The sequence below is a fragment of the Streptomyces sp. NPDC001796 genome, from assembly GCF_042892355.1.
In the GTDB taxonomy this organism is placed as follows: Bacteria; Actinomycetota; Actinomycetes; order Streptomycetales; family Streptomycetaceae; genus Streptomyces.
This window is the reverse complement of sequence record NZ_JBIAUC010000017.1, coordinates 125,936-152,576: the sequence shown is the minus strand read 5'-3', so window position 1 is coordinate 152,576 and position 26,641 is coordinate 125,936. Positions and strand designations below refer to the sequence as shown.

General features: G+C 72.2%; 30 protein-coding genes and 1 pseudogene. 14 read left to right on the top strand and 17 right to left on the bottom strand.

Annotated features, from left to right (window positions below; genetic code table 11):
* The 3 genes and pseudogenes from ACFYZE_RS28130 to ACFYZE_RS28120 all read left to right on the top strand — a co-directional run.
* Window positions 1-267, top strand: a pseudogene (locus tag ACFYZE_RS28130) (acetoacetate--CoA ligase); the annotation flags it as partial.
* A 114-nt stretch (window positions 268-381) separates the two neighbouring features.
* Complete coding sequence (locus tag ACFYZE_RS28125) at window positions 382-999, top strand: malonic semialdehyde reductase (protein WP_388999761.1); 618 nt, start codon at window positions 382-384, stop codon at window positions 997-999.
* A 76-nt stretch (window positions 1,000-1,075) separates the two neighbouring features.
* Window positions 1,076-1,462 carry a DoxX family protein gene (locus ACFYZE_RS28120; protein WP_388999758.1) on the top strand — a complete coding sequence of 129 codons (387 nt, stop codon included), beginning with the start codon at window positions 1,076-1,078 and terminating at the stop codon, window positions 1,460-1,462.
* A 491-nt stretch (window positions 1,463-1,953) separates the two neighbouring features.
* On the opposite strand, the gene ACFYZE_RS28115 is transcribed toward ACFYZE_RS28120, so the two are convergent.
* Both ACFYZE_RS28115 and ACFYZE_RS28110 read right to left on the bottom strand, forming a co-directional pair.
* A complete protein-coding gene (locus tag ACFYZE_RS28115) occupies window positions 1,954-2,655 on the bottom strand; it encodes an HdeD family acid-resistance protein (RefSeq protein WP_388999755.1) in 702 nt (233 codons plus the stop codon).
* A 158-nt stretch (window positions 2,656-2,813) separates the two neighbouring features.
* Window positions 2,814-4,769, bottom strand: a complete 1,956-nt coding sequence (locus ACFYZE_RS28110) for an amino acid transporter (protein WP_388999752.1) — start codon at window positions 4,767-4,769, stop codon at window positions 2,814-2,816.
* A 516-nt stretch (window positions 4,770-5,285) separates the two neighbouring features.
* On the opposite strand from ACFYZE_RS28110, the gene ACFYZE_RS28105 reads away from it, so the two are divergent.
* Both ACFYZE_RS28105 and ACFYZE_RS28100 read left to right on the top strand, forming a co-directional pair.
* Complete coding sequence (locus ACFYZE_RS28105) at window positions 5,286-5,687, top strand: luciferase family protein (protein ID WP_388999749.1); 402 nt, start codon at window positions 5,286-5,288, stop codon at window positions 5,685-5,687.
* Between the two features lie 276 nt (window positions 5,688-5,963).
* Window positions 5,964-7,178 carry an MFS transporter gene (locus ACFYZE_RS28100; RefSeq protein ID WP_388999746.1) on the top strand — a complete coding sequence of 405 codons (1,215 nt, stop codon included), beginning with the start codon at window positions 5,964-5,966 and terminating at the stop codon, window positions 7,176-7,178.
* Between the two features lie 16 nt (window positions 7,179-7,194).
* Here ACFYZE_RS28100 and ACFYZE_RS28095 read toward each other — a convergent pair whose 3' ends face one another.
* Window positions 7,195-7,677 carry an inorganic diphosphatase gene (locus ACFYZE_RS28095; protein ID WP_263228498.1) on the bottom strand — a complete coding sequence of 161 codons (483 nt, stop codon included), beginning with the start codon at window positions 7,675-7,677 and terminating at the stop codon, window positions 7,195-7,197.
* Window positions 7,678-7,876: 199 nt separating this feature from the next.
* Here ACFYZE_RS28095 and ACFYZE_RS28090 point away from each other — a divergent pair, with 199 nt between their 5' ends.
* Window positions 7,877-8,383: a TIGR03668 family PPOX class F420-dependent oxidoreductase gene (locus ACFYZE_RS28090; RefSeq protein WP_388999742.1), complete on the top strand. Its 507-nt coding sequence runs from the start codon at window positions 7,877-7,879 to the stop codon at window positions 8,381-8,383.
* Window positions 8,380-8,805: a CBS domain-containing protein gene (locus ACFYZE_RS28085; protein ID WP_388999740.1), complete on the top strand. Its 426-nt coding sequence runs from the start codon at window positions 8,380-8,382 to the stop codon at window positions 8,803-8,805. The genes ACFYZE_RS28090 and ACFYZE_RS28085 overlap by 4 nt, the downstream gene beginning before the upstream one ends.
* A 10-nt stretch (window positions 8,806-8,815) precedes the next feature.
* On the opposite strand, the gene ACFYZE_RS28080 is transcribed toward ACFYZE_RS28085, so the two are convergent.
* Window positions 8,816-9,112 carry a hypothetical protein gene (locus ACFYZE_RS28080; protein ID WP_388999738.1) on the bottom strand — a complete coding sequence of 99 codons (297 nt, stop codon included), beginning with the start codon at window positions 9,110-9,112 and terminating at the stop codon, window positions 8,816-8,818.
* Between the two features lie 139 nt (window positions 9,113-9,251).
* On the opposite strand from ACFYZE_RS28080, the gene ACFYZE_RS28075 reads away from it, so the two are divergent.
* Window positions 9,252-10,070, top strand: coding sequence for an SAM-dependent methyltransferase (locus ACFYZE_RS28075; protein WP_388999736.1), 819 nt, complete (start codon window positions 9,252-9,254; stop codon window positions 10,068-10,070).
* Between the two features lie 10 nt (window positions 10,071-10,080).
* Here the strand turns inward: ACFYZE_RS28075 and ACFYZE_RS28070 are convergent, their stop codons facing one another.
* Window positions 10,081-11,280: a hypothetical protein gene (locus ACFYZE_RS28070; RefSeq protein WP_388999732.1), complete on the bottom strand. Its 1,200-nt coding sequence runs from the start codon at window positions 11,278-11,280 to the stop codon at window positions 10,081-10,083.
* Between the two features lie 265 nt (window positions 11,281-11,545).
* Here ACFYZE_RS28070 and ACFYZE_RS28065 point away from each other — a divergent pair, with 265 nt between their 5' ends.
* The gene (locus ACFYZE_RS28065) at window positions 11,546-12,241 is read left to right on the top strand and encodes a helix-turn-helix transcriptional regulator (RefSeq protein ID WP_388999729.1); all 696 of its coding nucleotides are present in this window, start codon (window positions 11,546-11,548) and stop codon (window positions 12,239-12,241) included.
* Between the two features lie 35 nt (window positions 12,242-12,276).
* On the top strand, window positions 12,277-12,765 hold the full coding sequence (locus ACFYZE_RS28060; protein ID WP_388999726.1) for a hypothetical protein: 489 nt from the start codon (window positions 12,277-12,279) through the stop codon (window positions 12,763-12,765).
* A gap of 70 nt (window positions 12,766-12,835) precedes the next feature.
* Here the strand turns inward: ACFYZE_RS28060 and ACFYZE_RS28055 are convergent, their stop codons facing one another.
* The 5 genes from ACFYZE_RS28055 to egtA are packed head-to-tail and all read right to left on the bottom strand — an operon-like array spanning window position 12,836 to window position 17,528.
* Window positions 12,836-13,051: a dodecin gene (locus ACFYZE_RS28055; protein ID WP_388999723.1), complete on the bottom strand. Its 216-nt coding sequence runs from the start codon at window positions 13,049-13,051 to the stop codon at window positions 12,836-12,838.
* Window positions 13,052-13,103: 52 nt separating this feature from the next.
* On the bottom strand, window positions 13,104-14,075 hold the full coding sequence (gene egtD / locus ACFYZE_RS28050; protein WP_388999720.1) for an L-histidine N(alpha)-methyltransferase: 972 nt from the start codon (window positions 14,073-14,075) through the stop codon (window positions 13,104-13,106).
* Window positions 14,072-14,899, bottom strand: coding sequence for an ergothioneine biosynthesis protein EgtC (gene egtC / locus ACFYZE_RS28045; protein WP_388999717.1), 828 nt, complete (start codon window positions 14,897-14,899; stop codon window positions 14,072-14,074). The genes egtD and egtC overlap by 4 nt, the downstream gene beginning before the upstream one ends.
* Complete coding sequence (gene egtB, locus ACFYZE_RS28040; RefSeq protein WP_388999714.1) at window positions 14,899-16,215, bottom strand: ergothioneine biosynthesis protein EgtB; 1,317 nt, start codon at window positions 16,213-16,215, stop codon at window positions 14,899-14,901. The genes egtC and egtB overlap by 1 nt, the downstream gene beginning before the upstream one ends.
* Complete coding sequence (gene egtA / locus ACFYZE_RS28035; RefSeq protein ID WP_388999711.1) at window positions 16,212-17,528, bottom strand: ergothioneine biosynthesis glutamate--cysteine ligase EgtA; 1,317 nt, start codon at window positions 17,526-17,528, stop codon at window positions 16,212-16,214. The genes egtB and egtA overlap by 4 nt, the downstream gene beginning before the upstream one ends.
* A 300-nt stretch (window positions 17,529-17,828) precedes the next feature.
* Between egtA and ACFYZE_RS28030 the strand changes: the two genes are divergently transcribed.
* The gene (locus ACFYZE_RS28030) at window positions 17,829-18,662 is read left to right on the top strand and encodes a TIGR02452 family protein (RefSeq protein WP_388999708.1); all 834 of its coding nucleotides are present in this window, start codon (window positions 17,829-17,831) and stop codon (window positions 18,660-18,662) included.
* A gap of 8 nt (window positions 18,663-18,670) precedes the next feature.
* Here ACFYZE_RS28030 and ACFYZE_RS28025 read toward each other — a convergent pair whose 3' ends face one another.
* Both ACFYZE_RS28025 and ACFYZE_RS28020 read right to left on the bottom strand, forming a co-directional pair.
* Complete coding sequence (locus ACFYZE_RS28025; RefSeq protein ID WP_388999705.1) at window positions 18,671-19,117, bottom strand: type II toxin-antitoxin system PemK/MazF family toxin; 447 nt, start codon at window positions 19,115-19,117, stop codon at window positions 18,671-18,673.
* Between the two features lie 81 nt (window positions 19,118-19,198).
* Window positions 19,199-19,393 carry an antitoxin gene (locus tag ACFYZE_RS28020; RefSeq protein WP_388999702.1) on the bottom strand — a complete coding sequence of 65 codons (195 nt, stop codon included), beginning with the start codon at window positions 19,391-19,393 and terminating at the stop codon, window positions 19,199-19,201.
* 129 nt (window positions 19,394-19,522) lie between these two features.
* Here ACFYZE_RS28020 and ACFYZE_RS28015 point away from each other — a divergent pair, with 129 nt between their 5' ends.
* Both ACFYZE_RS28015 and ACFYZE_RS28010 read left to right on the top strand, forming a co-directional pair.
* Complete coding sequence (locus ACFYZE_RS28015; RefSeq protein ID WP_388999699.1) at window positions 19,523-19,723, top strand: hypothetical protein; 201 nt, start codon at window positions 19,523-19,525, stop codon at window positions 19,721-19,723.
* Between the two features lie 80 nt (window positions 19,724-19,803).
* Window positions 19,804-20,409 (top strand): GPP34 family phosphoprotein, encoded by a 606-nt coding sequence (locus ACFYZE_RS28010; protein WP_388999696.1) that lies wholly within the window; start codon window positions 19,804-19,806, stop codon window positions 20,407-20,409.
* 27 nt (window positions 20,410-20,436) lie between these two features.
* Here ACFYZE_RS28010 and ACFYZE_RS28005 read toward each other — a convergent pair whose 3' ends face one another.
* The 5 genes from ACFYZE_RS28005 to ACFYZE_RS27985 form a co-directional block, all read right to left on the bottom strand.
* The gene (locus ACFYZE_RS28005) at window positions 20,437-21,132 is read right to left on the bottom strand and encodes an SDR family oxidoreductase (RefSeq protein ID WP_388999693.1); all 696 of its coding nucleotides are present in this window, start codon (window positions 21,130-21,132) and stop codon (window positions 20,437-20,439) included.
* Window positions 21,133-21,217: 85 nt separating this feature from the next.
* A complete protein-coding gene (locus ACFYZE_RS28000) occupies window positions 21,218-21,820 on the bottom strand; it encodes a muconolactone Delta-isomerase family protein (RefSeq protein WP_388999690.1) in 603 nt (200 codons plus the stop codon).
* 283 nt (window positions 21,821-22,103) lie between these two features.
* Complete coding sequence (locus tag ACFYZE_RS27995) at window positions 22,104-23,597, bottom strand: flotillin family protein (protein ID WP_388999687.1); 1,494 nt, start codon at window positions 23,595-23,597, stop codon at window positions 22,104-22,106.
* Window positions 23,598-23,731: 134 nt separating this feature from the next.
* Window positions 23,732-23,950 carry a hypothetical protein gene (locus tag ACFYZE_RS27990; protein WP_258053385.1) on the bottom strand — a complete coding sequence of 73 codons (219 nt, stop codon included), beginning with the start codon at window positions 23,948-23,950 and terminating at the stop codon, window positions 23,732-23,734.
* 2 nt (window positions 23,951-23,952) lie between these two features.
* On the bottom strand, window positions 23,953-25,401 hold the full coding sequence (locus ACFYZE_RS27985) for an amidase (protein WP_388999684.1): 1,449 nt from the start codon (window positions 25,399-25,401) through the stop codon (window positions 23,953-23,955).
* A gap of 156 nt (window positions 25,402-25,557) precedes the next feature.
* Between ACFYZE_RS27985 and ACFYZE_RS27980 the strand changes: the two genes are divergently transcribed.
* A complete protein-coding gene (locus tag ACFYZE_RS27980) occupies window positions 25,558-26,592 on the top strand; it encodes a LacI family DNA-binding transcriptional regulator (protein ID WP_388999681.1) in 1,035 nt (344 codons plus the stop codon).
* Window positions 26,593-26,641 lie beyond the last annotated feature (49 nt).

Genomic DNA, 26,641 nt, shown 5'->3' with positions numbered 1-26,641 from the left:
GTCCTGGACGACTCCCTGCGCGAGAAGATCCACGACGCGATCCGCACCGGCGCCTCACCCCGCCACGTCCCCGACGAGATCCTCGCCGTGCCGGCGATTCCCCACACGAGGACGGGCAAGAAGCTCGAGGTTCCCGTCAAGCGCCTCCTCCAGGGCGCCCCCGCCGATCAGGTCCTCAACCCGGCGGCGGTCGACAACCCCGAACTGGTCGCCTACTTCGCCGGGTTGGGCGAGGAGCGAAGCAAGCGGTCGACGCACCGCACATGACCGTCGGCAGGGACCCGGCTCCGCAAACCCAGTCCTGCCGCATGGTGCCGAGGCGGAGAACCCGTCCCGGCACCGCACCGTCCGCAACACCGAAGTAAGAGAGAAACCGTGAGCATGACCGACCGTGGACCGCAGGCCCTCGACGTCCTCGACGACGCCGGGCGAAAGCTGCTGTTCACCGAAGCCCGCACCTCCAACACGTTCGCCGAGACCGCCGTTGCCGACGACGAACTCGCCATGATCTGGGAGCTCGCCCGCTGGTCGCCGAGCGCCGCCAACTGCCAGCCTCTGCGTGTGCTCTTCGTGCGCACCCGTGAGGGCAAGGAGCGACTGGTCCGGCACCTCGACGAGGGCAACAGGGCCAAGACGCTCGGTGCTCCGGCCGTGGCGATCCTGGCGTACGACGTCGATTTCCACGAGCAGATGCCGACCGTCTTCCCGGCCCGCGGCGAGATGCTGCGAGCGGCGTTCGCCGACAGGACCGAGACGCGCGAGACCCTCGCGGCCTACAACTCGGCGTTGCAGACCGGGGTGTTCCTCCTCGCGGTGCGCGCGGCGGGGCTCGCGGCGGGTCCCATGGCGGGCTTCGACAAGGCCGGCGTGGACGGGGAGTTCTTCGCCGGTACGAGCTGGCAATCGCATCTGGTGGTCAACATCGGTCACCCCGGTGCCGACCCGTGGTTCCCGCGCCTGCCCCGGGTGCCCGCCGAGCACGCCGTCGCCTGGGCCTGACGGCACTGCCCCCGCCTGGTCGGGCGGGATCCGAAGTCCGAGCGCCCGAGTGTGGCCGGCCTGCTCTGCCGGCCACATGTCCGTGATTGCCACATCGTTCAGGGATCTGATGTACCTCTACGTCACTCTCGTCTGTCTCATCGCCTTGATCTTCGCCCTGTTGGGCGTGGCCAAGCTCCTGGCCCTGGGGCCCATGCCCGAGATGGCCGCACATGCCGGCTTCAGCACCCGGGCCTACCGGGTCGTCGGTGCGCTGGAGCTGGCAGGCGCCGTCGGCGTGGCCCTCGGCCCGGCGGTGCCGCTGTGCGGAGGACTGGCCGGTATCGGGCTGTTGCTGCTGCTCGCCGGCGCTGTGATCATGCACGTGCGCAAGGGGGACGGGCCGGCCAAGTTCGCCCCCGCGCTGGTGTGCGCGGCACTGGTCGCCTGGTACCTCGTGCTCCTCGCCGGCGCCGGGTCGTGACCCGGTCGGGGCGCGGCCGCTCCCTGGATGACGCCCTCCAGCCGAGCGCGCACGCATCAACCGCTGTCAGTTGGGCCGCTGCTCGGCCGGGGCCCCTATGGGCTTCGTCAAGGAAATCGGGGTGCGTTGTGTTGCCGGTGAGGTCAGCATTGCTTGGTGTCTGAGCTGCTGTGGGATGACGTGAAGGACTTCTTCGACGTTGAGTGGGAGGGGTGTCTTCCAGGCGAAAGGCGGATGCCGCAATCCTGGAGCTGCTGGGCGAGCAAGAGGACGATTCCGCTCCGGGCGAGGGGAAGCAGTGGGGCTCTTCGAATGACGATGGCAACACCGGCACGAGTCCCTAGTCGGACGGGACGGCGGGTCATCAGGCTGATCGCCGCCCGCCGAGAACCAGGGCGACGGCCTCACGGTCCAGGAGCAACTGCGGCGCCTGTCGTTCGGCATGCCCGGCACCTGCGCTCCGCCGCAGCCGCCCGATCCGGCTCCGCCGATCAGTGCTGGGGGTGCGGACGGGCGTGGAACAGGGGTCGCCGCTGAGTGCCCGTGCCCGGCGCGAGCTGGCCGATCTCGACACGCGTCCTGATGGCGCGGACCACCTCGGTCAGGCCCAGGACGATGGCCATGACGCCCACGACCAGGGTGAGTGTCGCGATCGAGGCGAACGGCATGATGATCATCACGATGCCGGCCAGAGTGCCGATGATCCCGAAAGCCACATGCCAGCCGCGCGCCGGCATGTCCTGGACGGATGCCGCTGCGGCCGTCTCCGTGGTGCCGCGCAGCACCCAGCTGAAGCCGATCCACAGGGCCAGCAGCAGGAGCGACTCCAGGGGGCCCCGGAAGGAGACCAACCCCAGCAGGATGGAGGCCGCACCGGTGATGAAGTGCAGTACGCGAAGGTGCCGGGGGACGTGGGCGCCGAAGGCGGCGGCGAGCTCGAAGACGCCTGTGACCAACAGGTAGATGCCGAAGAGCACACCGGCGACGCGCAGCGTCGCGCCCGGCCAGACCAGGGCGACGACGCCCAGGGCGATGCTGGCGATGCCCATGGTGAGCAGGATCTGCCAGCCCATGTTCGCCAGGGCGGACATGCCTTCGACCAGAGGCTTCTCCTGTGCTTGCGGTGTCTCTCGTGTTCGCGGTTCGGTGCCGTGTGAGGGGACGGGGCCCGGTGAATCGGAAGGAGATGTCATGACACCTGCCTCCTTCTGGCAGCAGCGTGGTCACGTCAGTACACGTCCATCGTCACCCGATCGGCCTCATACCGCTCGGTGGGGAGGGAGAACACGGGGGCGGCCCGTGACGCACCCCCGGCGGCCGTCGTGGACCCGCTGCGCCGTCGTGGACCCGCTCAGCCGACGTGGACCCGCGGCCTCCGTTTGCGGTCCGGCTCCGCCTCCCGCAGGACCTCCCGGGTGACCGGGGCCACCTCGCCCTGGCCGAAGAGGAAGAAGCGCAGGAAGTTGGCGAACGGGCTGCCCTCGGTCCACTCGAAGTAGATGTGCGGGATGCAGCCGGTCCTGTCACGGACGTGGAGGAGCAGCGCAGCCAGGGCGTTGGGGATCGAGGACGACTCCAGCGTCAGGACGCGGTAGCGGCCGTGCAGCACCTCTCCACGCACGACCAGCCCCGCCTCGAACTCCGAGGGGTCGCCGACGGTCACCTCCACGAAGACGAAGTCCTCCTGGGCCGTGACGTCGTTGTCCGCCCGGATCTGCTCGATCTTCTCGCGGTACTCCACGACGTCCCGCCGGTCCGGCTCATTGGCGATGAAGCGGATACGGCGGCTGGCGATATCCCTGACGAAACGTTCCGCCATGCCATCGAGCGTCACGCTGGTCACACGGAGCTCGAAGGCACGGGCGAGCCGCGACAGCAGTGAGACGAGGATGATCCCGGCGATGAAGCAGGCGCCGATCTTCACACCGTCCGGCCGCTCGATGACGTTGACGACGGTGACGTAGAGCAGGACCGCCGAGACGACCGCGAAGCCGATGGTCCAGCCCCGCTGACGGGCCTTGCGCGCGGCGATGGTCACCGCGATCGCCGCGGACGACATCAGCACCAGGACGCCGGTGGCGTAGGCGCCGCCCTGGGCGTCGACGTTGGCGTCGAAGATCCAGGTGACGAGGAAGGCGATCAGCGTGAAGACGATGACCATGGGGCGCACCGCGCGGGCCCAGTGCGGGGCCATGCCGTAGCGGGGCAGGTAGCGGGGCATCAGGTTGAGCAGCCCGGCCATGGCGGAGGCGCCCGCGAACCACAGGATCGCAATGGTCGAGATGTCGTAGAGGGTGCCGAAACCGCCGCCCAGATACCGGTGCGCGAGGTATGCAAGGGCACGGCCGTTGGCCTGGCCGCCCGGCTCGAACTCCTTCGCCGGGATCAGCACGGTGGTGATGAAGCTGGTGGCGATCAGGAAGACGCTCATGATCAGCGCCGCGGCCGTGAGCAGCTTCTTGGTGTCCCGGATACGGCCGGTGGGCTTCTCCTCGGTGTCGCCGGGGTCGCCCTGGACGTGGGGCATGACGGCGACGCCGGTCTCGAAGCCGGACAGGCCGAGCGCCAGTTTGGGGAAGACGATCAGTGACACGCCGATCATGGCGTACACGTTGCCGTGCTGGACGGTCAGGGCGTTGCTCCAGTCGGTCACCACATGCCCGGCGGTGACCACGTGCCACAGGCCGACGGCCACGACGACGGCGTTCAGGCCCAGATAGGTCACCACCAGGGCGACCGCGACACCGATCGCCTCCAGGAAGCCCTTGAGGAAGACCGCGCCCAGCAGCGCCACGAGGAAGAGGGTGATCACCATCTCCTTCCCGTGGAGCACACCCGTCAGATGCGGGTTCTCCACCAGGTGGGTGGAGGCGTCGGCGGCGGAGAGGGTGATGGTGATCAGGAAGTCGGTGGCGGCGAACCCGAGCAGGGTGAGGACGAAGAGCTTGCCCTGCCAGAAGGAGAGCAGGCGCTCCAGCATGGCGATGGAGCCTTCGCCGTGCGGACTCTCCTCGGCGACACGGCGGTAGACGGGCAGTGCGCCGGCGAGGGTCACGACGACGAGGACGACGGTGGCGACGGGGGAGAGCAGACCGGCGGCGAGGGCGGCGATGCCGGGCTGGTAGCCGAGGGTGGAAAAGTAGTCGACGCCGGTCAGGCACATCACGCGCCACCAGCGCTGGCCCTTGTGCGGGGGCTCGGGCTGGGCATGCGGCCCCTGCGCGGTGCCCTTGCCCATGTCGGACAGCCCCTGCAGCATCCACGCCCGCAATCGACTCGCAGGCGGGTGTTCGGTGGTCGCGGCCATGGACGTGCTCTCCTGTTGTGCGGCGTGCGCCTGACGTGCGGCTTGGTGCGGGAATCGGCCTCATACGGACGGCCGCACCAGCGTAAGCAGAGAGTGACGCCAGGGCCCACGAATGACCGGCGTCGAGGCGTCAAGCTTCCGTTAAGAACGGCCGGCAGACGGCCGACCGCCCGGAACAACGCTCGCTGGCGTCGATGTCGGCAAGTCGGGCCTCCTCCATGTCCAGCGAGCGCTGGAGACGGCGGCACGGGGCGGTACCCGCCGGCGACGTCGTGCAGATCGCGTCGCGCCTCGTCGCGGCCTTCCATACGGCCGACGCCAGACACTCCCGGAGCGGAAAGGACCGGCCTTGATACGGCCCTGACGGTCGCTCGGGCCCTTTTTGCACGGTCCTCACACGGCCACGCACGTCAGGGGCGACCCTGGACACGCCTGTTCCGAAGCCTCAACCTCACGGCCCGGTTACAGAACCCTCAACCTCTGGTGGCGGTGGAGTGAGGAGACGACGATGGGCGCATGACTTTGGCCCAGCGCGCTCTGGAGCGGCTCGACGCCTGGCCCGACCTCACGGTGGGGCCGGCCAGTTGCGGCACGGGGCTGGCGCTCAGCACCCCGCACAGCGAGATCGTCCACTTCCACGGCGACCGCGAGGCGGACCTGCACCTGACCACCGGGGCCATCCGCCGTTTCTCCGGCGACCTCGCGGAGTCGACCGCCATCCGGATCCTGCCCGGCTCACGCTGGGTGACCGTGCGTCTGGACTGCGACACCGACGTCGACCTGCTGCTGAGTCTGGTGAGCGTGGCGCTGCACGCCCACCAGGCCGCTCAGCCACCGGCGTCCCACGCGCCCGCCTGCAACCTCCACCGCGTCATGCTGCTGCCCCGCGACCTCGATCCGAGCGGGTTCAGCCACTGACGCCCAGCCGGGCGCCGCCGGCTTCCGCGGCGACCCACTCGTCGGACGGCTCACCGCCGCCGGGTTCGTCACCGGGCAGGCGCACCCGCGGGCCCTGGGCGCGGCCCGTTTCGCCAGGACCCCGAGGCCCTGCACGCCCTCGCCCACCGGCGGCCCCGAAGCGGGACCGCAGCCGGGCAACGCCGACACGCGTGTAGTCGATAATGCAGTCGACGTGCTCGTTGCAGACACCGCGCCGACTCGGTCGGTGTCCGGATCCGGGGAGGCGCAGTGGGTGTGACATCGGTGCGACAGGCGCCGGCGCGGGCCCGGATGGGGCCGTGGCGGTTCGTGGTCTGGTTCGGCACGGTCAGCCTGCTCGCGGACTTCGTGTACGAGGGCGCCCGCTCCGTCACCGGTCCGCTGCTGGCGTCGCTCGGCGCCTCCTCTCTCGTCGTCGGCGTGGTCACCGGCGCGGGCGAGGCCGCCGCGCTGGGGCTGCGGCTGGTCTCCGGACCGCTCGCCGACCGCACGCGCCGGTTCTGGGGCCTCGCGATCGCCGGGTACGCGCTCACGGTGGTCTCCGTACCCCTGCTCGGCGTGGTCGGGACGCTCTGGGTGGCCTGCGCACTGGTGATCGCCGAGCGGGTCGGCAAGGCGGTGCGGTCCCCGGCGAAGGACACCCTGCTGTCGCACGCCACGGCCGTCACGGGACGCGGCCGCGGTTTCGCCGTCCACGAGGCGATGGACCAGGTGGGAGCCCTCGTCGGGCCGCTGACCGTCGCCGGGGTCCTCGCCCTCACGGGCGGCGACTACGGGCCGGCACTGGGCGTGCTGGCCCTGCCCGGCGTGGCGGTGCTCGGGCTGCTGGTGTGGCTGCGGGCCCGGGTGCCCGACCCGGAGGCGTACGAGCGCGAGATCACCCCGCCCTCGGCCGCACCCGGGACCGCCGGCGGCCGCCTGCCCACCGCGTTCTGGACCTACGCGGCCTTCACCGCGGCCACCACCGCCGGCTTCACCACCTTCGGCCTGCTCTCCTACCACCTCGTCGAACGGCACCTGGCGCACACGGCATGGGTGCCGCTGGTATACGCGGCCGCCATGGCCGTCGACGCGGTCGCCGCGCTGGCCACCGGATGGGCCTACGACCGGTACGGGCCCCGCGTGCTCGCGGTGCTGCCCCTGCTGTCGGCGGCCGTCCCGGTGCTCGGGTTCACCCGCACGGTGACGGTCGCCGTGGCCGGATCGCTGGTGTGGGGCGCCGCCATGGGCGTGCAGGAGTCCACGCTGCGGGCGACGGTCGCCGACCTCGTGCCCTCCGGGCGGCGGGCGACCGCGTACGGGATCTTCGCCGGGGTGGTCGGCGCGGCGAGCCTGGTGGGCGGCGCCCTGACCGGGGCCCTCTACGGGACCTCGATCCCGGCCCTGATCACTGTCGTCGCCGTGGTCCAGGCCCTCGCCCTGATCCTGCTCGCCGTCACCCGGCCCGGGCGCGCGCGGGCCCGGCGCTGAGAGCTCCGATCGACTCTCAGCCCTCCGAGGCGCGTCGGCGGGAGGCCTCGATCTCCGCGTACGCCTGCTCGCGCCCCTCCCAGTGGGACCCCTCCACCGACTTGCCGGGCTCCAGGTCCTTGTACACCTCGAAGAAGTGGGTGATCTCCAGCCGGTCGAAGGCGGGGACGTCACCGATGTCCTGGACCCCCGCGTAGCGGGGATCGTGCGCCGGGACGCACAGGATCTTGTCGTCGGGGCCCTTCTCGTCCTTCATGACGAACATGCCGACGGCGCGGCACTCGATCGCGCAGCCGGGGAAGGTGGGCTCGCCGACGATGACGAGGGCGTCGAGCGGATCGCCGTCCCGGCCGAGCGTGTGGTCGATGTAGCCGTAGTCGGCCGGGTACTGGGTGGAGGTGAACAGCATCCGGTCCAGACGGATGCGGTGCTGGGCGTGGTCCATCTCGTACTTGTTGCGCGATCCCTGCGGGATCTCCACGATCACGTCGAATTCCACGACGGCCTCCTTGCCTGGTCGGTCGGCAGGCCGGGGCGCGGGCCGGGTTTCCAGTGTGCCCCCGTCTCCCGCACGGCGGCATCCGAGGGCCGACCGTGTGAGAGCGCCGACGCCGGGTACCCGCCGGCGCCGTAAGGAGTACCCGCCGACGAGCCGGAGCTGTCCCGCGGCGGTGTCACGCGACCGAGGAGGAGCGGGAGTGCCGCGGATCGAAGAGGACGAGGCACGGCGACGGTTCACCGATGCCCGGGTGGCGCGGCTGGCGACGGTGGACCCCGAGGGGCGCCCCCACCTCGTACCGGTCGTGTTCGCCGTGCGCGGCGACGGCGGGATCGTCATGGCCGTCGACCGCAAGCCCAAGAGCTCCCGGCATCTGAAGCGGCTGCACAACATCGCCGTCCACCCGGCCGTGAGCCTGCTGGTGGACACGTACGACGAGGACTGGGAGCGGCTGTGGTGGGTACGGGCCGACGGAGGCGCCCGGGTCGTGGAGCCGGAGGCGTCCGAGGACGACGACAGCGGCGAGTACGAGGCCGCGCTCGCCCTGCTGGGGCGGAAGTACCCCCAGTACCGGGACAGCCCGCCGGACGGACCGGTGGTCGTGGTCACCGTCCACCGCTTCAGCGGCTGGCGCGCCGGTCCCGAGCCCGGGGCGGCCGACCGGGAGCCGCACTCCGACACGACGAACCAGGAGGATTCCCAATGACCAGGCAGGTACGAGACGTGATGTCCCGTGGCGCGGTCGCCGTCGAGCCGATGACCTCCGTGGCGCGGGCGGCCCGCCTGATGCGCGACGAGAACGTCGGCGACGTGCTGGTGACGTACGACAGCGACCTGTTCGGGGTGCTCACCGACCGCGACATCGTGGTCCGGATGATCGCCGAGAACGGTGACCCGGAGACCACGACCGCGGGCTCGGTGTGCAGCCGTCCCCCCGTCGTGACGCTCGCGCCCGACGACACCACCGACCACGCGGCCGCCCTGATGCGCCGCCACGCCGTGCGCAGGCTGCCCGTCGTCGAGAAGGGCGGCTGCCCGGTCGGCATCGTCAGCCTGGGCGACCTCGCCGCGGCCGAGGACCCGCATTCGGTTCTGGCGGAGGTCGGCAACGCCCGGCCCAACCGTTGAGGGCCTCTCGTCAGCGCCGGGTGTCGGGTCCGCCCAGATCGTCGACCACGGCGGTCCGGCGGGGCCTGCGTGCACCCCGTGGCCGGTGCGTCGCCGCGCTCACCGCCGTGGCCAGGGCCAGCGCGAAGATCAGGGCCAGGGCGAGACCGGCGCAGAAGACGGCGAGGGTGTTCATGGTGGCGATGTTCTGACCGAGCATCGAAACGGTGTAGTGCGGGCCGCCGCCCAGATTGTCGGCGATCAGCAACCCGGTGAAGGCGGCGGTGGCCGCGAGGAGGAGCATTCCGAGGAAGCGCATCCGACTCATCTCCCCAAAGAGTACTGACACCCTGCGGGTACCCGCCGCGGCACGGGCCAGACAGCGGCGCAACCGCCCCCGAGGCACCGCGGCGACGGCACAATGGCCGCCGGCGGCACGCCACCGCCGAGACCGAGGGGAGTCGGACGTGAGCGAGCACCAGCGCCAGTCGGGCGGGCCGACACGGGTGGACACCCAGGTGGCCCACAACGCCCGGGTGTGGAACTACTGGATCGGCGGCCGGGACAACTACGAGATCGACCAGAAGGTCGGCGACCAGGTCGCGTCGATGTTCCCGGTGATCCGCGAAGTGGCCCGCGCGGACCGCGCCTTCCTCGGGCGGGCGGTCCGGTTCCTGGCCGAGGAGTGCGGGGTGCGGCAGTTCCTGGACGTCGGCACCGGGCTGCCGACGCTGGACAACACCCACGAGATCGCCCAGCGCATCGCGCCCGAGTCCCGGATCGTGTACGTCGACAACGACCCCGTCGTGCTGGTCCACGCCCGCACGCTGCTGACCACCACCCCCGAGGGAGCCACCGACTACGTCGACGCGGACGTGCACGACCCGGAATCCGTCGTCCGCCGCGCGGCGGCCACCCTCGACCTCACCCGCCCCGTCGCCGTCATGATGCTCGGCGTCCTCAACTTCGTCCTCGACACCGACCGGGCACGGGAGATCGTCCGCACCCTCATGTCCGCGGTGCCGTCCGGCAGTTACCTCGCTCTGACCCACCCCACCACGGACGCCGACCTCGGCGGGCAGGGCAACGTCGAGGCGATGCGGTTCTGGAACGACAACGCGACCCCGCCCATCACCGCCCGCACCCGCGCGGAGGTCACGTCCTTCTTCGACGGCCTGGACATCCTCGCCCCCGGCCTCGTCTCGTGCGCCCACTGGCGGCCCGACGCGGTGTCCGACTCCGCGGTCACGGTCCCGCAGTTCGGGGCGGTCGCCGTCAAGCCCTGAAGTCCCCGGCTCACAACGGGGTGCGGCTGGCCGTCAGGAGGTACGTCCCGTAGGTCACGGAGAGCAGGGTCAGCGCGATGCCGAGCAGCCAGGCCTGTTTCGGCCGCACCCGCCAGGTCCGCACGAGCCCCCGCGCCAGCGGGATCAGCAACGGGAAGGCGGGCAGCAGGAAACGCGGCTTCGACGCGTAGGGACCGGAGCCGCCGACCGTGATCAGGAGCAGCATCCCGGCGTAGACGATCAGCCCCAGAGGCGCCCGTTCGAAGCACAGCAGGCAGAACAGCAGGACTGCCGCGGCGACGATCACCAGCGCCAGGGGGTAGACGACCCGGCCGCCGTGCACCAGCAGTCCCTTGAGGAAGTGCAGCGAGCCCGCACCGAAGTCGAATCGGGAGTCCCAGGCGCGCTGCACGGTGAAGTAGCCGCCGAACAGATCACCCATATGGGCGCCCACCCACAGCACGAAACTCACCCAGCCGAGGGGTGCGACGGCGGCGCCGAACCACATTCCGAGCGGGACCCGGCCGCGCCGTCTGACGATCTCGTGCACGGCGACGACGACCACCGCGGCGGCCACGGAGAACCCCGTGGGCCGGGACAGGCCCGCCAGGGCCGCCAGCACCCCGGCCCACAGCCAGCGGCCCGTCATCACCGCGTACAGCGCCCAGACGGCGAGCGCGGTCAGCAGGGACTCGGTGTAGGCGAGGTTGAGGACGACGGACTGCGGCATCGCGGCCCACACGCCGACGAGGACGGTGGCGACCGCGCGTCCGTACAGGCGGTGGCCGATCACGTAGATGCCGTACGCGGCCACCCCGGCGGCGCTCCAGGCGACCAGCAGGGCGGCGGCGCCCGGAGTGATCGGCAGAACGGTGTACACGGCGCGGATGAGTCCCGGGTACAGGGGGAAGAACGCCCAGTCCCGCTGGACGGCACCGTTGTGGAGGACGTGGACGTACGTGCCGTAGCCGTGCTGTGCGATGTGCAGGTACCAGCGGGAGTCCCACGAGTGGGCCAGACCCTTGAGCATCGGGTGGCCGGAGAGGTGGTTCGCCACGGCGATCGCGACGATACCGGCCATGCGGATGGAGGCGAACAGCGCGAGGGCCGACGCGGCGCCGGGCAGCAGTCGGTTGTCGAAGGGAAGACGGATGCGACGGGCGCCGCCCCCGGTGCGCGTGGGGGCGGGGGCGGGCGAGAGTGCGCTCACCCTCTGACCCTGCGATACCGGCGGACGGTCCGCAACGTGAGGTTTGGCCATGGTTGGGTCATATACCACTGCTGTACGAGAATCTGGCGTGACGGAGTACTGAAGCAGGTGAGTCGTGCACGTCTGAAAGGACGAAGTTCCGTGGTGGGGAGGTTGCCTGGCCGACGGATGTTCTCACTCTTCCGCGTGACGAGTGGCACCGGCGCGGTCCTTACCACTTGACTGGGGAGCGAACGCCGCTGTCCCCGACGGAAGGAGGACCCGCATGGATTTCCGCCCACGGCGGATACCCCTGCCGCCCACCAGATCCCCGGTGCCGGACAGCCGCGCGGCGGTCTTCTGGCGCAACCGCGCGCTGGGCCTGTTCGACCGGCTCCCGGTGCCCACGGCCTACTGCACGACCGACGGCACCATCCTGCGGGTGAACGCGGCCATGGCGGGCGAGTGGGGCACACTCGCCGGTCCCCTGCGCGGGCGCAGCATCCTCGATCTGTTCCACCCGGAGACGAGGGACGAGTTGCGCGCGGTCACCGAGGCGATCCGGCTGCACCGCAGGTCCCGTTACACCGTCGCGGTCGGCTGGACCACCGCGGCCGGCGTCGAGCGCCGCGGCGAGATGACCGTCGACCTGGTCGGAGAGGCCTCCCACAACGCCCCGGACCTGCTGCTGATGCTCCCCGTCCGGGAGGACGTCCCCGCCCCGGCGCAGGACCGCGGCGTCCCGCCCGTCAAGGCCGACGAGATCGAGGCCCGGATCCTCGCGCTGGCGGCGGCCGGTTCCACGACCGGCCAGATCGCCTCCGCCGTGGGACTGACCGTGGACGGCGTCAACTACCACTTCAAGCAGCTCTCCCGCCGCTGGGGTGTGACCGGCAAGGCGGCCCTGGTGGCGCGCGCGTACGTCGAGGGCGTCCTCGCGCCCGGCGTATGGCCGCCGGCCCCGGCTCGGCCGGACGGCTGACGGCAGCCCCGAGGTTCTCTCCTTAGAGTGGGTGCGTGACCAACGACAGCAGGCCCGTCGCCGTCTTCGACCTGGACAACACCCTCGCCGACACCGAGCACCGGCAGCGTTTCCTTCTCACGAGACCGCGCGACTGGGACGCCTTCTTCGCCGCCGCGCCGCAGGACCCGCCGCTGGCCGAGGGGATCGCGCTCGCGCTGAGGACCGCCGAGGAGTGCGAGCTGGTCTATCTGACCGGGCGGCCCGCGCGCTGCCGGCGCGACACCCTCGACTGGCTCGCCGCCCACGGGCTGCCCGAGGGCCGTCTGTACATGCGGTCGAACGGCGACCGCAGGCCCGCCCGCGTCACCAAGCTGGAACTGCTGCGCGAACTGGCCCGCGGCCGGGAGGTCCGTGTTCTCGTCGACGACGACGAACTGGTCTGCCAGGATGCCGAACGAGCGGGTTTCACCGTCGTCCGCGCCCGCTGGGCGTCCCCGTCCGCCGCCCTGAAGGACGCCCAGGAACGCGAGGGGCGGACGTGAGAGGCGCGCCCTCGGCGGACGTGAGAGGCGCGCCCTCGGCCGACGTGAGAGGCGCGCCCATCGCTCTCCGCTACTCGCCCTCCTCGAGCCGGAAGCCCACCTTCAGGCCGACCTGGTAGTGCTCGATCCGCCCGTTCTCGATCCGGCCCCTGACCTGCGTGACCTCGAACCAGTCCAGGTTGCGCAGGGTCTGCGAGGCGCGCTCGATCCCGTTGCGGACGGCTTGGTCGATGCCCTCGGGCGAGCTGCCGACTATCTCGGTGACCCGGTAGATGTGGTCGGTCATGCGGGTGCTCCTCTCCTTGGCGGGTGTCCGCGGGTGTGTGGCGCGCGCCGGCTCAGTCGGCCCGGCACGCCGAACTCAGGGACAGGGCGAACCTCCCTTCCCGGTCCGTCCACCAGCGCGTCAGCTCCAGCCCGGCGGCGGCCAGTTCACGGCTCACACCGTCCTTGCGGAACTTCGCCGACACCTCCGTGCGCAGTTCCTCGCCCTCGGCGAATTCGACCGCCAGGTCGAGCGCGGGAACCTTCACGGTCTGCGCGGTGCGCGCCCGCAGCCGCATCTCGATCCACTCGTTCTCCGCGTCCCACAGCGCCACATGGTCGAAGGCGTCCGGGTCGAAGTCGGCGCCCAGCTCCCGGTTGACGACGGCCAGCACGTTCTTGTCGAACGCGGCCGTCACCCCGGCCGTGTCGTCGTACGCCGCCACCAGCACCGAGGGGTCCTTCACCAGGTCGGTGCCGAGCAGCAGCGTGTCCCCTGGCGCCATCAGGGCCCTGACGGCCTTGAGGAACGTCGCCCGTTCGGCGGGCACCAGGTTGCCGATCGTGCCGCCGAGGAACGCGACGAGCCGCGGCCCGGGTGTCTCCGGCAGCTCGAGTCCCGCCGTGAAGTCGGCGATGAGCGCGTGGACGTGCAGACCGGGCCGCTCGGCGGCCAGCGCCTGTCCCGCCTGGGTGAGCGCGCTCTCGCTGACGTCGACGGGGACGTAGGTGTGCAGTCCGCTCATCGCGTCCAGCAGGTGCCGTGTCTTCTCGGACGAGCCGGAGCCCAGCTCGACCAGTGTGCGCGCGTCGGCCGCGGCCGCGATCTCGCCGGAGCGGGCGATCAGGATCTCCCGTTCGGCGCGTGTGGGGTAGTACTCCGGCAGCTCGGTGATCTTTTCGAACAAGTCGCTGCCGTGGGCGTCGTAGAACCACTTCGGGGGCAGCGTCTTGGGACTGCGGGTGAGGCCGTCGAGGACGTCGGCGCGCAGCGCGGCGTCCGTGGCGTCCTCCGGAAGGGTGCGGGTCACATGGAACGGGCTCACGTGCGGGGCTCCTCGGATGATGGGGGTGCCCCCACTCGAGCGGAGCCGAGAGTGGGGGAGGATGCCATGTCGTCGCGCGGGTCCTTCAGCGGGGTCAGCAGGACGTCGGTGGTGTCGGCCGTGAGCAGCGTGCGGTCGGGCACCTCCTGCCAGCGCGGGTCGTCGTCGTGGGGCTCGGAGGCGACGACGATGCTGCTGCCCGGTTCGGCGAGGTACCACAGGGTGTCGCCCCACGCGGTCGCCGCGATCGTCGAGCCGTTGGTGAGCAGCAGGTTGAGCCGGGAGTCGGGGGCCGCCGTGGCGATCTCCAGCACGGTGTCGGTCAGCGCCTGCCCCGCGTCGTCGCCGGCACGCAGCCGGTTCAGCACCAGCGCCCAGACGAGGGCCGAGTCGGTGCGGGCCTCCAGCGACAGCAGTTCGGCCGAAGGCAGGGACCGGGCGAGGTCGGCGACGGAGCGGGGCCATCCGGGCACCGCCCCGTTGTGGCTGAACAGCCACCGGCCCGCCGCGAACGGCGCCGCCGCGGCCTCTCCGGCGGCGCACCCATCGGTCGCGTCCCGTACGGCCGCCAGCAGCGCACCGGAGCGCACGACCCGCGCCAGATCGGCGAAGGACGGGTCGCTCCAGATGGGCTCCATCCGGCGGTACCGCGCGGGCACCGGATCACCCTCGGCGTACCAGCCGACGCCGAAGCCGTCGGCGTTGACCGTCCCGTACCGCTGCCGCCGCGGCTCCCACGACTGCCGGTACAGGCTGTGCGACGGCTCCCTGAGGAGCCGGCCGAGCGGCTCCTCAGGGCCCAGGTAGGCGAGATGACGGCACATCACACGTCCCTGGCGGTGCGGAATCCGGAGAAGATCTGGCGCCGGATCGGATAGTCCCAGTTCCGGAAGGTGCCCCGGCAGGCCACCGGGTCCACGGCGAACGAACCGCCGCGCAGCACCTTGTACTCCGGTCCGAAGAACACCTCCGAGTACTCCTTGTAAGGGAACGTCGTGAACCCCGGGTAGGGCAGGAAGTCGCTCGACGTCCACTCCCACACGTCGCCGATCAACTGCCGTACGCCCTGCGGGGAGGCACCCGCCGGATAACTGCCGGCCGGCGCGGGACGCAGGTGCCGCTGCCCGAGGTTGGCGTGCTCGGGGGTCGGGTCGGCGTCGCCCCAGGGGTAGCGCCGGGACCGTCCCGTGGCCGGGTCGTGGCGGGCCGCCTTCTCCCACTCGATCTCGGTGGGCAGTCGGCGCCCCGCCCAGCGCGCGTACGCGTCCGCCTCGTACCAGCACACGTGCAGCACCGGCTCGTCGGGCGGTACGACCTCGGTGACACCGAAGCGGCGGCGCAGCCACTGCCCGGCCTCGCGGCGCCAGAACAGCGGGGCCTCGATGCCGTGCTTCCGGACATGGGCCCAGCCCTCAGGGCTCCACCAGCGCTCGTCGCCGTAGCCGCCGTCCTCGATGAAGGCCGCGTAGGCGCCGTTCGTCACCGGGACGGCGTCGATGTAGAACGGCGGCACCTGGCGCTGGTGCGCGGGCCGTTCGTTGTCCAGTGCCCACGGCTCGGTGGAGGTGCCCATGATGAACGGGCCGCCGGGCACGAAGACCTCGGCCGGGCCGTCGTACGGTGCCACCGGCTCCGGATCCGGGGCGGTGAGCGCCTGCGGGCCCTTGCGGAGCTGGTGCGTGATCAGCATGGTCTCGTCGTGCTGCTGCTCGTGCTGGGCGATCATGCCGAAGGCGAAGCCCGCCTCGGTCAGGCGCCGGCCCGTGAGCGGCGTGCGCTCCAGCACGTCCAGGGCCCGCCCGCGCACCTCGGCGGCGTAGCGCCGGGCCTCCTCGGGCGGCAGCAGCGGCAGCGAGGGCCGCTCGGCGCGCGGGTGCTCGAAGGCGTCGTACAGCCCGTCGATCTCGGGCCGCATCGCCTCCCGGCCGGCGACCGCGCGCAGCAGCCAGAGCTCTTCCTGGTTGCCGATGTGCGCGAGGTCCCACACCAGCGGCGACATCAGCGGGGAGTGCTGCGCCGTCAGGTCGGGCTCTTCGACGCAGGTGGTCAGGAGCGCGGTGCGGTCGCGGGCCGTGGTGAGGGCGTCCAGCGCGCGCTCCCGGAGTATCTCGGGGTCGATCGGGGACCGTTCGTCGGTCATGTGCGCATGTCCTTCCCGTGGAACCGGGTGTCGTCCCCGCCGGAGGGGGTGTCCTTCCCGTGGAACCGGAGCAGCAGGTCGTCGGCGGGGCAGCGGCCCCGGGCCACATAGCGGTCGGCGAACTCGGCGACGGCGCCCAGCACGTCGGCGGTGGCACCGAGCCTCGGCAGCGCCTCGACGGCGGCCGCGAAGCAGGCGACGGCGGCCTCGTGCAGCTCGGGGTCGGCCAGACCGTCGCGGGCCGCGGCGATCCACAGCGGGTTGCACGGCGGCGGCATGGGACCCGCCCGCTCGGCGAGGTGTTTCACCGACCGGTACGCGGTCTCGGCGGCCTCGGGGTCGTCGAAGAGCGCGGCCGTCACGGCGAGCGGCACGATCCAGCCGTCGTCACCCGGCTGCGCGTCGATCATGCGCAGTTCCAGGTGGCCGCGCGGTCTGACCGGAGGGAACAGGGTCGTCAGGTGGTAGTCGAGGTCACCCCGCTCCGGCGGATCGGCGGACCGGGTCCAGGCCCGGAAGCTCAGGCCCCGCGGCACGCGCCAGGGACCGCTGCCGTCGCGGACGCACATCACCGGCGCGTCCAGCACATGCCTGGCCCAGGCGGCGCGCGGGTCGCGGTCGAGCGGGGGCGCGCTGGAGCGGCCGGGGTCCATGGCCGTCCACAGGGACTGCCGCGTGGAGCGCCAGCCCGTGGGCCGGCCCCCGGCCAGCGGGGAGTGCGCGAACGCGGCGACCAGGACCGCGCCCAGCTGGTGCGCCAGCCACCAGCGCCGCCCGAACCCCAGGGGCCCCGGCTCCTCGTGTCCGGCGTCCAGGCACACCTGCACGGATGCGGAGGAGCACATCATGGACCGACCCTCGGGCCCCGCACGGTCCAGGCAGCGCTCCATGGCGTCGTAGCGCGGCTCGCGGAGGTAGCGGCGGGGAGGGCGCCAGGGGTCGTGGCCGTGGCCGCTGAGGGCGAGGCCGGCCTCGCGCAGCACGGCGCGCACCGCGTCGAGGTCGGCGGAGACGGACCCGACGCACTCCATGAGGGAGGCGGCCGGAGCGGAGCTGAGCTCCAGCTGACCGCCGGGTTCGACCGTGAGGGCCGAACGCAGGGGCAGGGTCCGCAGTGCGGCGTAGGCCGCGTCGAGACGTTCCGGTGGTACGGGGAGCCACGGCGTGCGCGGCTCGTGGACGAGCCATTCCACTTCGACACCGATCGAGCGGGGCGGTCCGGTCTTGAAGCAGATACCGCGGACCAGCGCCTCCACGTCGGCTTCGGTGACGGCGGAGCGGTGCTCCGTACAGTCACTCACCGAATCGGACATGTCAGGATCCTCCTGAGGTTCCACCAGGTCGCCGATCCGAACCCCAGGAGGCCGGACCGGCATCGCTCGTCCCACCCAAGACGCTCCCCTGGATTCGCACAAGGGTGCACAGTGGGGCTTTCCGGACTGCTTTCCTCATGTTGTGCGCGTCGCGAGCCGTTGTTTCCGGGACCGCGAAACTCTGTTGCGGCGTGAGACCAGCATCGCTCACCATGCGTTCATGAGCACGACGGGGGAGATCGGCGCCACGCCGGGGGAGCGGGCGCGCGGCGCGCTCACGGCGCCCACGGGGGTGGCGCCGTGAGCGCGCGCCTGCGCGGGATCGCGCGGCAGACGCAGGAGATCGTGGCGGCGGGGGCCTACCGCGCGCCCGACGGACGTACCGTGGCCATCGCCGCGGCGGTCGAGGCCGCCCGCACACGCACGCGGATGTACGGCCCGGACGCGGTGGACATACCGCCGGCCGTCCAGGTCACCGGGGTCCTGGAGGTCACCGGCGAGAGCAGCCTGGAAGCCGCCCGGCGCCTTGTCGGCCGGTCGGGTGATCCGGTGGCCGTCCTGAACTTCGCCTCCGCGCGTAATCCGGGCGGCGGCTTCCTGAACGGCGCGCAGGCCCAGGAGGAGGCCCTGTGCCGGTCCTCCGCGCTGTACGAGTGCATCAGCGGGGTCGTGGAGTTCTACGACCACCACCGCGCGCACCGCGACCCGTTCTACACGGACCGTGTCATCCATTCACCGGCGGTGCCCGTCTTCCGCGACGACCACGGGCATCTGCTGGACGAGCCGTACACGGTCGGCTTCCTCACCGCCGCCGCGCCCAACGCCGGCGTGGTCCTGCACAGGGCGCCGCAGCGCGCGATCGAACTGCCGCGCGCTCTCGCGACCCGCGCCGAGCGCGTGCTGGAGACGGCGGCGGCCTGCGGCTACCGGCGCCTGGTGCTGGGCGCCTGGGGCTGCGGGGTGTTCCGGAACGACCCGGCGCAGGTGGCCGGGGCGTTCCACGGGCTGCTGGCCCAGGGCCGGTTCACGGGGTACTTCGAGGAGGTCGTCTTCGCCGTGCTGGACCGCACACCGGGGAGGACGACGCGGGCGGCGTTCGAGCGTGCCTTCGGCACCCCGGTGGGCGCCGCCTGACGCCGGGCTCAGTTCCAGCCGTAGCGTTCCCGGAGCCGGTGCACCACGAGGTTGAACCGCATCCTGTCCAGCGCGCACGCCTCGCGCCGCATGCCGGCCTCGTGCACCCGGAGGACACGGTCCACGTCCACCCAGGACTCGCGCCCCGACCGGTCCCAGGGCCCGCTGCCGATCGGCACCCACTCCCGGTCACCGTCGTGCCGCTTGCTGGACAGCTGCACCGCCAGCAGCGTGCCCGCCGCCTCACGGGCGACGACGAGCACCGGGCGGTCCTTGCCGCGCCCGTCGTTCTCCTCGAACGGCACCCAGGTCCAGACGATCTCGCCGGGGTCGGGGTCGCCGTCGTGCGCGGGGGAGTACTCGGTCCGTACCCGGCCCACCTCGCGGGGGTCGGCCTCCGTGGTGGCGGAGGGGCCGTAGCGGCCGGGGACGTCTTCTTCGGTAAAGGCAGTCACGCGGCTCACGGTAGAGCGTCACGGCGCAGGCGCGCCGAGCGGGTCGGCTGGTGACGCCGCGTCAATTCGCCATGGCTCCGGCTACGGCTGGGGCGGGTTGTCCTGCTCAGGCCGGGACCGCATCTGTTCCCTGAGCGCGTCCGGCCCCTTGTCGACCTGACCGGGCTGCGCGCCGTGAGGCTGCTCGCCGGCGGGCTGTCCCGCCTTGTCGTGGTCCTCGCCGATGGGTTCGCCATGGCCCTTGAGCATCTGCCTCAGCTTGTCCATCACGGACATGACACCCTCCTTCGCGGATCTGCCCCCTCCCTCCAAGGATCGGGGCCGTTCGCCGGGGGTGCATCCGCTGGGGCCGCCGCGCGTGACCTCGCGGGTGGCGAGGTCCATGCGCAGGTCGGCGAAGGGGGCGTGGACGCCTGGGTCGTCGGTCAGGCCCTGCCCCTGGCCGCCGCCGTCGGCCAGGTCCTGCCCCTGGCCGCCGTCGTGGTCCTCGCCGCGGGCGCCCTGCGTATCGGTTCCCCGTGCCACCGGGCGGTCGTACGGGGCAGCGCCCCGGGAGGCGGGCCCGCCGCGGCGGACGCCGTACCGGCTTCGGCGGACCGTCACTGACGCAGCCGCGCTACTGTCGGGCTGTCGGGACGGCCGCTCAACGACGTACCGTCACCGCAGCCACTGACGGGGAGCCGCACATGACCACTGCACGGGACCTGCTGATCGTCGCCCTGGACGCGGCACCCGGCCGTTCCGCCGAACCGGGCGATCTCTCGCTCGCGCTCGCGGGAGCGGAGTTGCTCGACCTCCGGGACGCCCGGGCCCTCACGCTGGACGGAGACCTCCTCGTGCCGGGCGATCCGCCGGTGACCGACGACCGCCTGGTGCGGGAGGCCGCGGCGTCACTCGTCCGGCAGACGCCCCATGAAACGGTCGAGGACTGGCTCTGGCGCCGGGGGCGTGATCTGTCCTCGGCGTATCTGGCCGCCTTCGAGGACGAGGGACTGCTCAAGCGGCAGCGCCGCCGGCTGCTGCCGTCCTGGACCGGTGAGGCGGTGCTGGCCGACTCCGCCGCACGGCAGCGGGCGGCGGACCGATGGGCCGAGGCCGAGCCCGTGCTCGCCGCACTGGCGACGGCCGTGGGGATCCGTGAGACACCCGCCGGAGAGCTGCCGGAGGAGACCGACGAGGCGGTGACGACGGTGCTCGCCGCCGTCGATGACGCGGTGACGGAACTGACGGCCGTACGACAACGGCGAGCCATCGAGAAGGCGGCCTTCGACAACATCTGGAGGGGGAACTGACACGGATGCGGGCCGCCCGCCGGTCCGTCACGGGGCCCTGTCGCCGAGCGGCTGGGACAAGGCCGCCTTGACCTGTCTGGTCCGCTCGTCGGCGAGGACCTCGGCCCGGTTGTCGGCCAGAGCCCGCATGGTCTGCTCGGCGACGTCCCCGGCGCCGATCTTCGGCGCGTCCGTCCAGTTGGCCAGGTCCGTGTCGACGAAGCCCGCGTGCACCCCGACCACCAGGGTGCCCTGTTCCCGCAGCCCCTCGCGCAGCGCACCGGTCAGCGACCACTGCGCCGCCTTGGAGGCCGCGTAGCCGGGCCAGCCGGGCCGGCTCGCCCAGGACGCCACCGAGAGCATGTTCACCAGGGCGCCGCCCCCGTTGCGCGCCAGGACGGGTGCGAAGGCGCGGGCGACGGCCCAGGTGCCGAAGAAGTTCACCTCCATCGCCTCACGGGCGCCGTCCAGGGAGCCCTCGAAGAGCTTGGTGCCCCAGCCGCCCACACCGGCGTTGTTGATCACAATGCTGACGTCACCCGCCGCGGTGGCGGCCGCGGCGACCTCTTCATGCCGGGTGACATCCAGGCGCAGCGGCGTGACGTCCGGATCCTTCACGCTCTCCGGGTCGCGCGCCGCCGCGTAGACCTTGACGGCACCGTGGTCGAGCAACGCGCGGGCGAACGCCCGGCCGATGCCGCGGTTCGCGCCCGTGACCAGGGCCACCGATCCGGCGATGTCCATAGCTCCTCCTCATGCCGTGGGACGGGACTCGTACGTCCGCCGACGCGCACCGTCGCCCCGGGCCCATCCTTCCCGGGAGACGGCGTCAACTCGCGGTCAGTGCCGGGTCGTTCGGATGTTCGCTGAGGGGCGTCGTCTCGACCGTCATCCAGGGTGACAGCGGGAGCGTCTCCAGGTCGGCGCCCAGTTCGGTTGTGTCCTCGGCACGCCACAGACCCAGTGCCCGCCCCTGGCCCGGCAGCTGCCACAGTCGTACGAGATGCCCCTGGGCGGCCAGTTCCCGCGCACGGACCGCCTCCGCTTCGGTGGCCGAGTCGATCACCCGGGCGGGTGTGCCCTCGGCCGCCGAGCGAGTGAAGTGGACCAGGAACTCCTGGGCACCCGCCCGTCCGGGCGCCGTCGGGGAGGGGTCGTTCGGGTGCGGTGACAGCGGTGTGGCTTCGTCCGTGCGCCACACGCGCAGCGGCATCGAGGCCAGCACCTCCTCCAGCCGGGTGTCGTCCTCCGCCGCGAACAGCCCCGGCGTCCGCCACTCGCCGGGCCGCAGCGGCGGACGCCACAGGCGGAGCAGGTGTTCCTGTGCGGCCAGCTCACGCGAGTGCGCGGCCTCACGGGCGCGGATGTCCGCGACGGCATCCTCCGGTGTGCCCTCGGGGACGTGGGTGGTCATCGTGACGAGGTATTCCATGGCGCGACTCCCGCTGCGGCTCACTGTGCCCTCCGCATCACCATCACGCGCGGCGCGGTGACGCGCACCCTTGCCGGGCGCGGTCCGGATTCGGGCCCGCACGTCGGCATCACCGGTCAAGGCGGTGGCGTGAATCTCATCGGAGTCACCATCGAGGCCCCGGCCGCCCGAGCCGGGGCCCGGCCCGCCGGGGTCACCGGGTGCCGCGCCCCGGAACGCGCTTCGGGCGTACGGGATCCGAGTCCCGTACGCCCGAAGCCTCAGCGCCTCACTGCCGAGAGGCTCAGCCCTCGTCCTTCTCCACCGTCACCTTCTCCGGCCGCGGCGGCACGAACCCGTTGAGCCCGGCCGTCCCCGAGCCGGCCGGGGGTGTGCCGTTCTGGTTCATCGAGGACAGCAACTGGCGGGCGAGCCCCAGGCCGGTGCCGCCCATCGTCAGGGCCTTGGCGAACATGTCGGCCATGCCGTCCGCCCCGTTGAGCAGCACCATGTTGTCGACGTTGCCGAAGGCGGACGCGCCCGCCTGGACGATCTCCGGCCACCTCTCGGCCAGTTGCTGCGCGACCACGGCCTCCTGGTTGTCCGCGAGGGCCGCGGCGCGCGCCTTGATGGCCTCCGCCTCCGCGAGGCCCTGGGCGCGGGTCGCCTCCGCCTCGGCCAGGCCCTTCGCCTGAGCCGCGGCCGCCTCGGCCTCACCGGTCGCGCGGGTCGCCTCGGCCGCCGCCGCACCGCGCGACTTGGTCGCCTCGGCCTCCGCCGCCGCGGCCGCCTTGACCCGCGTCGCCTCGGCCGCCGCCGCCAGCTCGGTCTCCTTCGCCTTGGCCTGCGCCGCCGAGATCCGCGCGTCACGCTCGGCCTCGGCCAGAGTGCGCTTCTCGTACGCCTTCGCGTCCGCCGGCTTGCGGACATCGGCCTGGAGCTGCTGCTCGCGCCGGTGCGCCTCCAGCTCCGCGACCCGGGTCTCCTGCACAACGACCTCCTGACGGGCCGCGGCATCCGCGAGCGGACCGGCCTGGCGCGCCTTTGCGGCCGCCTTGTCCCGCTCGGCCTGGTACCCGGCCTGGAGGATCTCGCTGTCCCGCGTCGCCTCCGCCATCCGCGCGAACGACTGCTGCTCCGCCTCGGTGGCGAGACGGTTCGACTCCGCCTGCGCGATGCGCGCGTCCCGCTGCACCGCAGCCGCGTGCGGCGCCGCCAGGTTCCGGATGTACCCCGTCGGGTCCTCGATCTCGTGGATCTGCAGCGAGTCCACGATCAGACCCAGCTTCTCCATCTCCGTTCCGCAGGCGGCCCGGGTCTGCCCGGTGAGCTTCTCCCGGTCGCGGATCATGTCCTCGACCGTCAACCCGCCCACGATGGACCGCAGATGACCGGCGAACACGTTGTGCACGCGCTCCGACATCAGCTTCTGCTGGTCCAGGAAGCGGCGGGCGGCGTTGGCGATCGACACGAAGTCGTCGCCCACCTTGAAGATGACCACGCCCCGCACCTTCAGCGGAATGCCCTGATGGGTCACGCAGTCCACGTGCAGTTCCGTCTCGTTGAGGTCGAGCGACAACTTGCGCACCGCCTGCACGCCCGGCAGCACCAGCGTGCCGCGCCCCGTGACGATGCGGAAGCCCATCCCTTCCTCGAGACCCTCCGTCCGATGCTTCGAACCGGAGATGATCAGTGCTTCGTTGGGCTCCGCGACACGCCACATGAGCTTGAAGATCCCAACGATGACAAGCAGCGCGAGGACGACAGCCCCCGCGACGACGCCGATGACCATCGGCATACGCCCCCTTTGCCTGGTGCCGGGTCGGCACCGAACGAAGGCGAGTGTGCGCCTGCGCAAGCCCCGGGAGAAGACACTGACGGAACCTTGTTGCAATCTTGACGCCTGCGCCTCTCACCTGCGGTGAGAGCGGCTCAACTGTCGTACATGGCCTCGACGTAGACGGTTCGGGGCGGAAGATACTCCACCACCATCACCACCGCGCCCCGCTCGATGCGGCCCGTCCCGTCCGCGGGATACGCGAGGAAGTGCTCGGCCCCGCCGCGCACGCGGACGATCACCTCGCCGACCAGTCCGGGCCCGACGGTACCCGTGACACGTCCCATCAAGCCGACCATCGGCGCATCGTCCATGGTCACAGAGTACGGTCCGCACGCTCCTGCGTCGCCGGAGCGTCCAGGGCGGCCGCGTCCGGCGGCCACCGCCCGTCCCAGCGCCGGTCCGCCTCCAACTGGGCCGCCAGCGACACCAGAAGAGGCTCGCTGTTCGCCGGGCCGAGCAACTGTGCGCCCACGGGCAGACCGTCACCGACGAAACCCGCGGGCACACCGATCCCCGGCCAGCCCAGTACGTTCCACGGCCAGGCGTACGGACACGCCGCGATCATCGCCCGGTCGGTGTTCCAGCCGTTCATGTGCGCCAGCGTTCCGATGCGCGGCGGGGGAGCGGCCGTCGTCGGCGTGAGGAGGACGTCGTACGTCGTGAACAGCGCCCCCACACGCCGGTGCAGCGTCGCCTCCGCCCGCCGCGCCACGCGCAGCGGAGCCCCACCGAGCAGCCGGCCCAGGCGTGCGGCGTCGCGGGTGCGCCGGTCGAGCAGCTCCGGGTACGGCACCCTGCGCACCCACTCGGCCAGGCCTGCGGTCGCCCGCGGCACGAATGCCAGCCCGATCTGCCCGTACCGCGGCTCCGCCTCCTCGACCACGTGCCCGAGCGCGGCGAGCCGCTCCGCGAGCGCGAGCACCCGCTCCCGTACGCGGGGATCGAGCCGCGCCGGCAGCGCCGTGAACGGCGGCTTCAGCGAGAGCGCGATCCGCAGCCGGCCCGGGTCGCGTCCCACCGCGGCCGCGACGTCGAGCGTGGGCGGCCGGTGCCGTTCGCCGTCGTGGTTCCCGCTCGCCGCGTCCAGGAGCAGCGCCGCGTCCGCGACCGTACGGGCGAGCGTGCCGTTGACCGTGATGCCGTAGAAGGACTCGGGGCTCGGCCAGGTCGAGATCCGGCCGCGCTGCGGCTTGATGCCGACCAGGTGCGTCCAGGCGGCCGGGATACGGATCGACCCGGCGCCGTCCGAGCCCAGCGCGGCAGGCACCAGGCCCGCCGCGACCGCCGCCGCGGATCCGCCGGACGAGCCGCCCGGTGTGTGGCGCAGGTTCCACGGATTGCGGGTGGCGCCGAAGGCGGGCCCCTCGGTGAACGGCCACTGCCCCAGCTCGCAGGTGTTGGTCTTGCCGACGATCACCGCGCCTGCCGCCCGCAGGCGCCGTACCGCCTCGCCGTCCTCGGCCGCCGGCGGGAAGTCGCCCGGGCAGCCGAACGCGGTGGGCTCGCCCGCCACGTCCATGTCGTCCTTGACCGCCACCGGCACCCCGAGCAGCGGCCGCCGCACCCCGGCCGCCAGCAGCCTGTCGGCCGCCTCCGCTTCGGCGAGCGCGGCCCGGTCGCGCACCACGCGGAACGCGTTCACCGTGGGCTGCGCCGCCTGGATCCGGGCCAGCGTGCGCTCCACGAGCTCCCGGGAGGTCATCTCCCCGGCGGCGAGCGCGCGGGCGCACTCCGCAGGTCCCGGAATGCGGTCGGACGTCATGGGGACACCTCCGCGGAACCGTCTTCTACCGAACGGTAACCTGTGCGGGCGTCCTATGCGGGTGATTGCACAACTTCCCTTGTCGGAGGGGTGGTTGGTGCCACGAGCCACCCCAGGAACGCGCGGTGCGCGCGTTCTGCGAAGATGCGGTACGTCATGGTGCAGATACCGGAACAGCCCGTCCCTTCGTCGCCCGCACCACCCGCCGTGCCGACGAGTGCCGATGTGGCGCGCCTGGCCGGTGTCTCGCGCGCGACCGTCTCCTACGTCCTCAACAACACCAGCGCCGTACGCATCAGCGAACCCACCCGCCGCCGCGTCCACGAGGCCGCCAAGGAGCTGGGGTACGTCCCGCACGCAGCCGCCCGCTCCCTGCGCGCCGGACACAGCCGCATGGTGCTCATGCCCTCCCCGAACGTGCCGGCGGGCCCGCTGTACAGCCGGTTCCTGAGCGAACTGCAGTGGGCGCTCAGCCGGCTCGACTACACGGTCGTGCAGTACGGCGGCATCGGCCTCGACCGCGACGAGGCGGCCCGTGCCTGGGCGGAACTGCGACCGGTCGCGGTCATCGTGCCCGGCGGCGGCCTCGGCCCCGAGGGCGTCCACGTCCTCAAGCGCTCCGGGGCCCGCGCCGTCGTCACCCTCGGCTCCGAACGCGTCGAGGGCGCGCACGCGCTGCTCCTGGACCAGGACGGGGTGGGGCACAGCGCCGGGGTCCATCTGCTGGCCCGCGGCCGCCGCCGCGTCGGTGTGGTCATGCCCGAGGAGCCCGGTCTGGAGTTCTTCTCCAGGCCCCGCCTCGAAGGCGTGCGGCGCGCTCTGGAGGGCACCGACGCGACCGTCACCGAGCTGCCGCTCGCCTACGAGGAGGACTCCGCCGCCCGGCTGGCCGGGCGCTGGCGCTCCCTGGGCCTGGACTCCGTCTTCGCGTACAACGACGAGTACGCGATGCTCCTGATGCGTGCCCTCCAGGACGAGGGCGTGGACGTCCCGGAGGAGACGGCCGTGGTCGGCGCCGACGACCTGATGCTCGGACGGCTGCTGCGCCCGCGGCTGAGCACCGTCCACATCGAACTGCCGTCCGGTCGCGATCTCGCCGAGCTGGTCGACCGCGCGGTGCGCGATCCTGGAGGTGTGCCGGACGTGCACGAGGTGTTCGGGGCACGGATCGTGCACCGCGAATCCAGCTGAGCACGCGGGCTGGGGGCCTCCACGCGCGCCGTGCGCCCCGCCCGGTGCC

Bases quoted from the DNA above. Each gene is read 5' to 3' on its own strand.
- ACFYZE_RS28125 (WP_388999761.1), top strand. From the start codon at position 382: ATGACCGACCGTGGACCGCAGGCCCTCGACGTCCTCGACGACGCCGGG.
- ACFYZE_RS28120 (WP_388999758.1), top strand. From the start codon at position 1,076: ATGTCCGTGATTGCCACATCGTTCAGGGATCTGATGTACCTCTACGTC.
- ACFYZE_RS28115 (WP_388999755.1), bottom strand. From the start codon at position 2,655: ATGACATCTCCTTCCGATTCACCGGGCCCCGTCCCCTCACACGGCACC.
- ACFYZE_RS28110 (WP_388999752.1), bottom strand. From the start codon at position 4,769: ATGGCCGCGACCACCGAACACCCGCCTGCGAGTCGATTGCGGGCGTGG.
- ACFYZE_RS28105 (WP_388999749.1), top strand. From the start codon at position 5,286: ATGACTTTGGCCCAGCGCGCTCTGGAGCGGCTCGACGCCTGGCCCGAC.
- ACFYZE_RS28085 (WP_388999740.1), top strand. From the start codon at position 8,380: ATGACCAGGCAGGTACGAGACGTGATGTCCCGTGGCGCGGTCGCCGTC.
- ACFYZE_RS28080 (WP_388999738.1), bottom strand. From the start codon at position 9,112: ATGAGTCGGATGCGCTTCCTCGGAATGCTCCTCCTCGCGGCCACCGCC.
- ACFYZE_RS28065 (WP_388999729.1), top strand. From the start codon at position 11,546: ATGGATTTCCGCCCACGGCGGATACCCCTGCCGCCCACCAGATCCCCG.
- ACFYZE_RS28055 (WP_388999723.1), bottom strand. From the start codon at position 13,051: ATGACCGACCACATCTACCGGGTCACCGAGATAGTCGGCAGCTCGCCC.
- egtC (WP_388999717.1), bottom strand. From the start codon at position 14,899: ATGTGCCGTCATCTCGCCTACCTGGGCCCTGAGGAGCCGCTCGGCCGG.
- egtB (WP_388999714.1), bottom strand. From the start codon at position 16,215: ATGACCGACGAACGGTCCCCGATCGACCCCGAGATACTCCGGGAGCGC.
- egtA (WP_388999711.1), bottom strand. From the start codon at position 17,528: ATGTCCGATTCGGTGAGTGACTGTACGGAGCACCGCTCCGCCGTCACC.
- ACFYZE_RS28020 (WP_388999702.1), bottom strand. From the start codon at position 19,393: ATGTCCGTGATGGACAAGCTGAGGCAGATGCTCAAGGGCCATGGCGAA.
- ACFYZE_RS28010 (WP_388999696.1), top strand. From the start codon at position 19,804: ATGACCACTGCACGGGACCTGCTGATCGTCGCCCTGGACGCGGCACCC.
- ACFYZE_RS28005 (WP_388999693.1), bottom strand. From the start codon at position 21,132: ATGGACATCGCCGGATCGGTGGCCCTGGTCACGGGCGCGAACCGCGGC.
- ACFYZE_RS28000 (WP_388999690.1), bottom strand. From the start codon at position 21,820: ATGGAATACCTCGTCACGATGACCACCCACGTCCCCGAGGGCACACCG.
- ACFYZE_RS27995 (WP_388999687.1), bottom strand. From the start codon at position 23,597: ATGCCGATGGTCATCGGCGTCGTCGCGGGGGCTGTCGTCCTCGCGCTG.
- ACFYZE_RS27990 (WP_258053385.1), bottom strand. From the start codon at position 23,950: ATGGACGATGCGCCGATGGTCGGCTTGATGGGACGTGTCACGGGTACC.
- ACFYZE_RS27985 (WP_388999684.1), bottom strand. From the start codon at position 25,401: ATGACGTCCGACCGCATTCCGGGACCTGCGGAGTGCGCCCGCGCGCTC.
- ACFYZE_RS27980 (WP_388999681.1), top strand. From the start codon at position 25,558: ATGGTGCAGATACCGGAACAGCCCGTCCCTTCGTCGCCCGCACCACCC.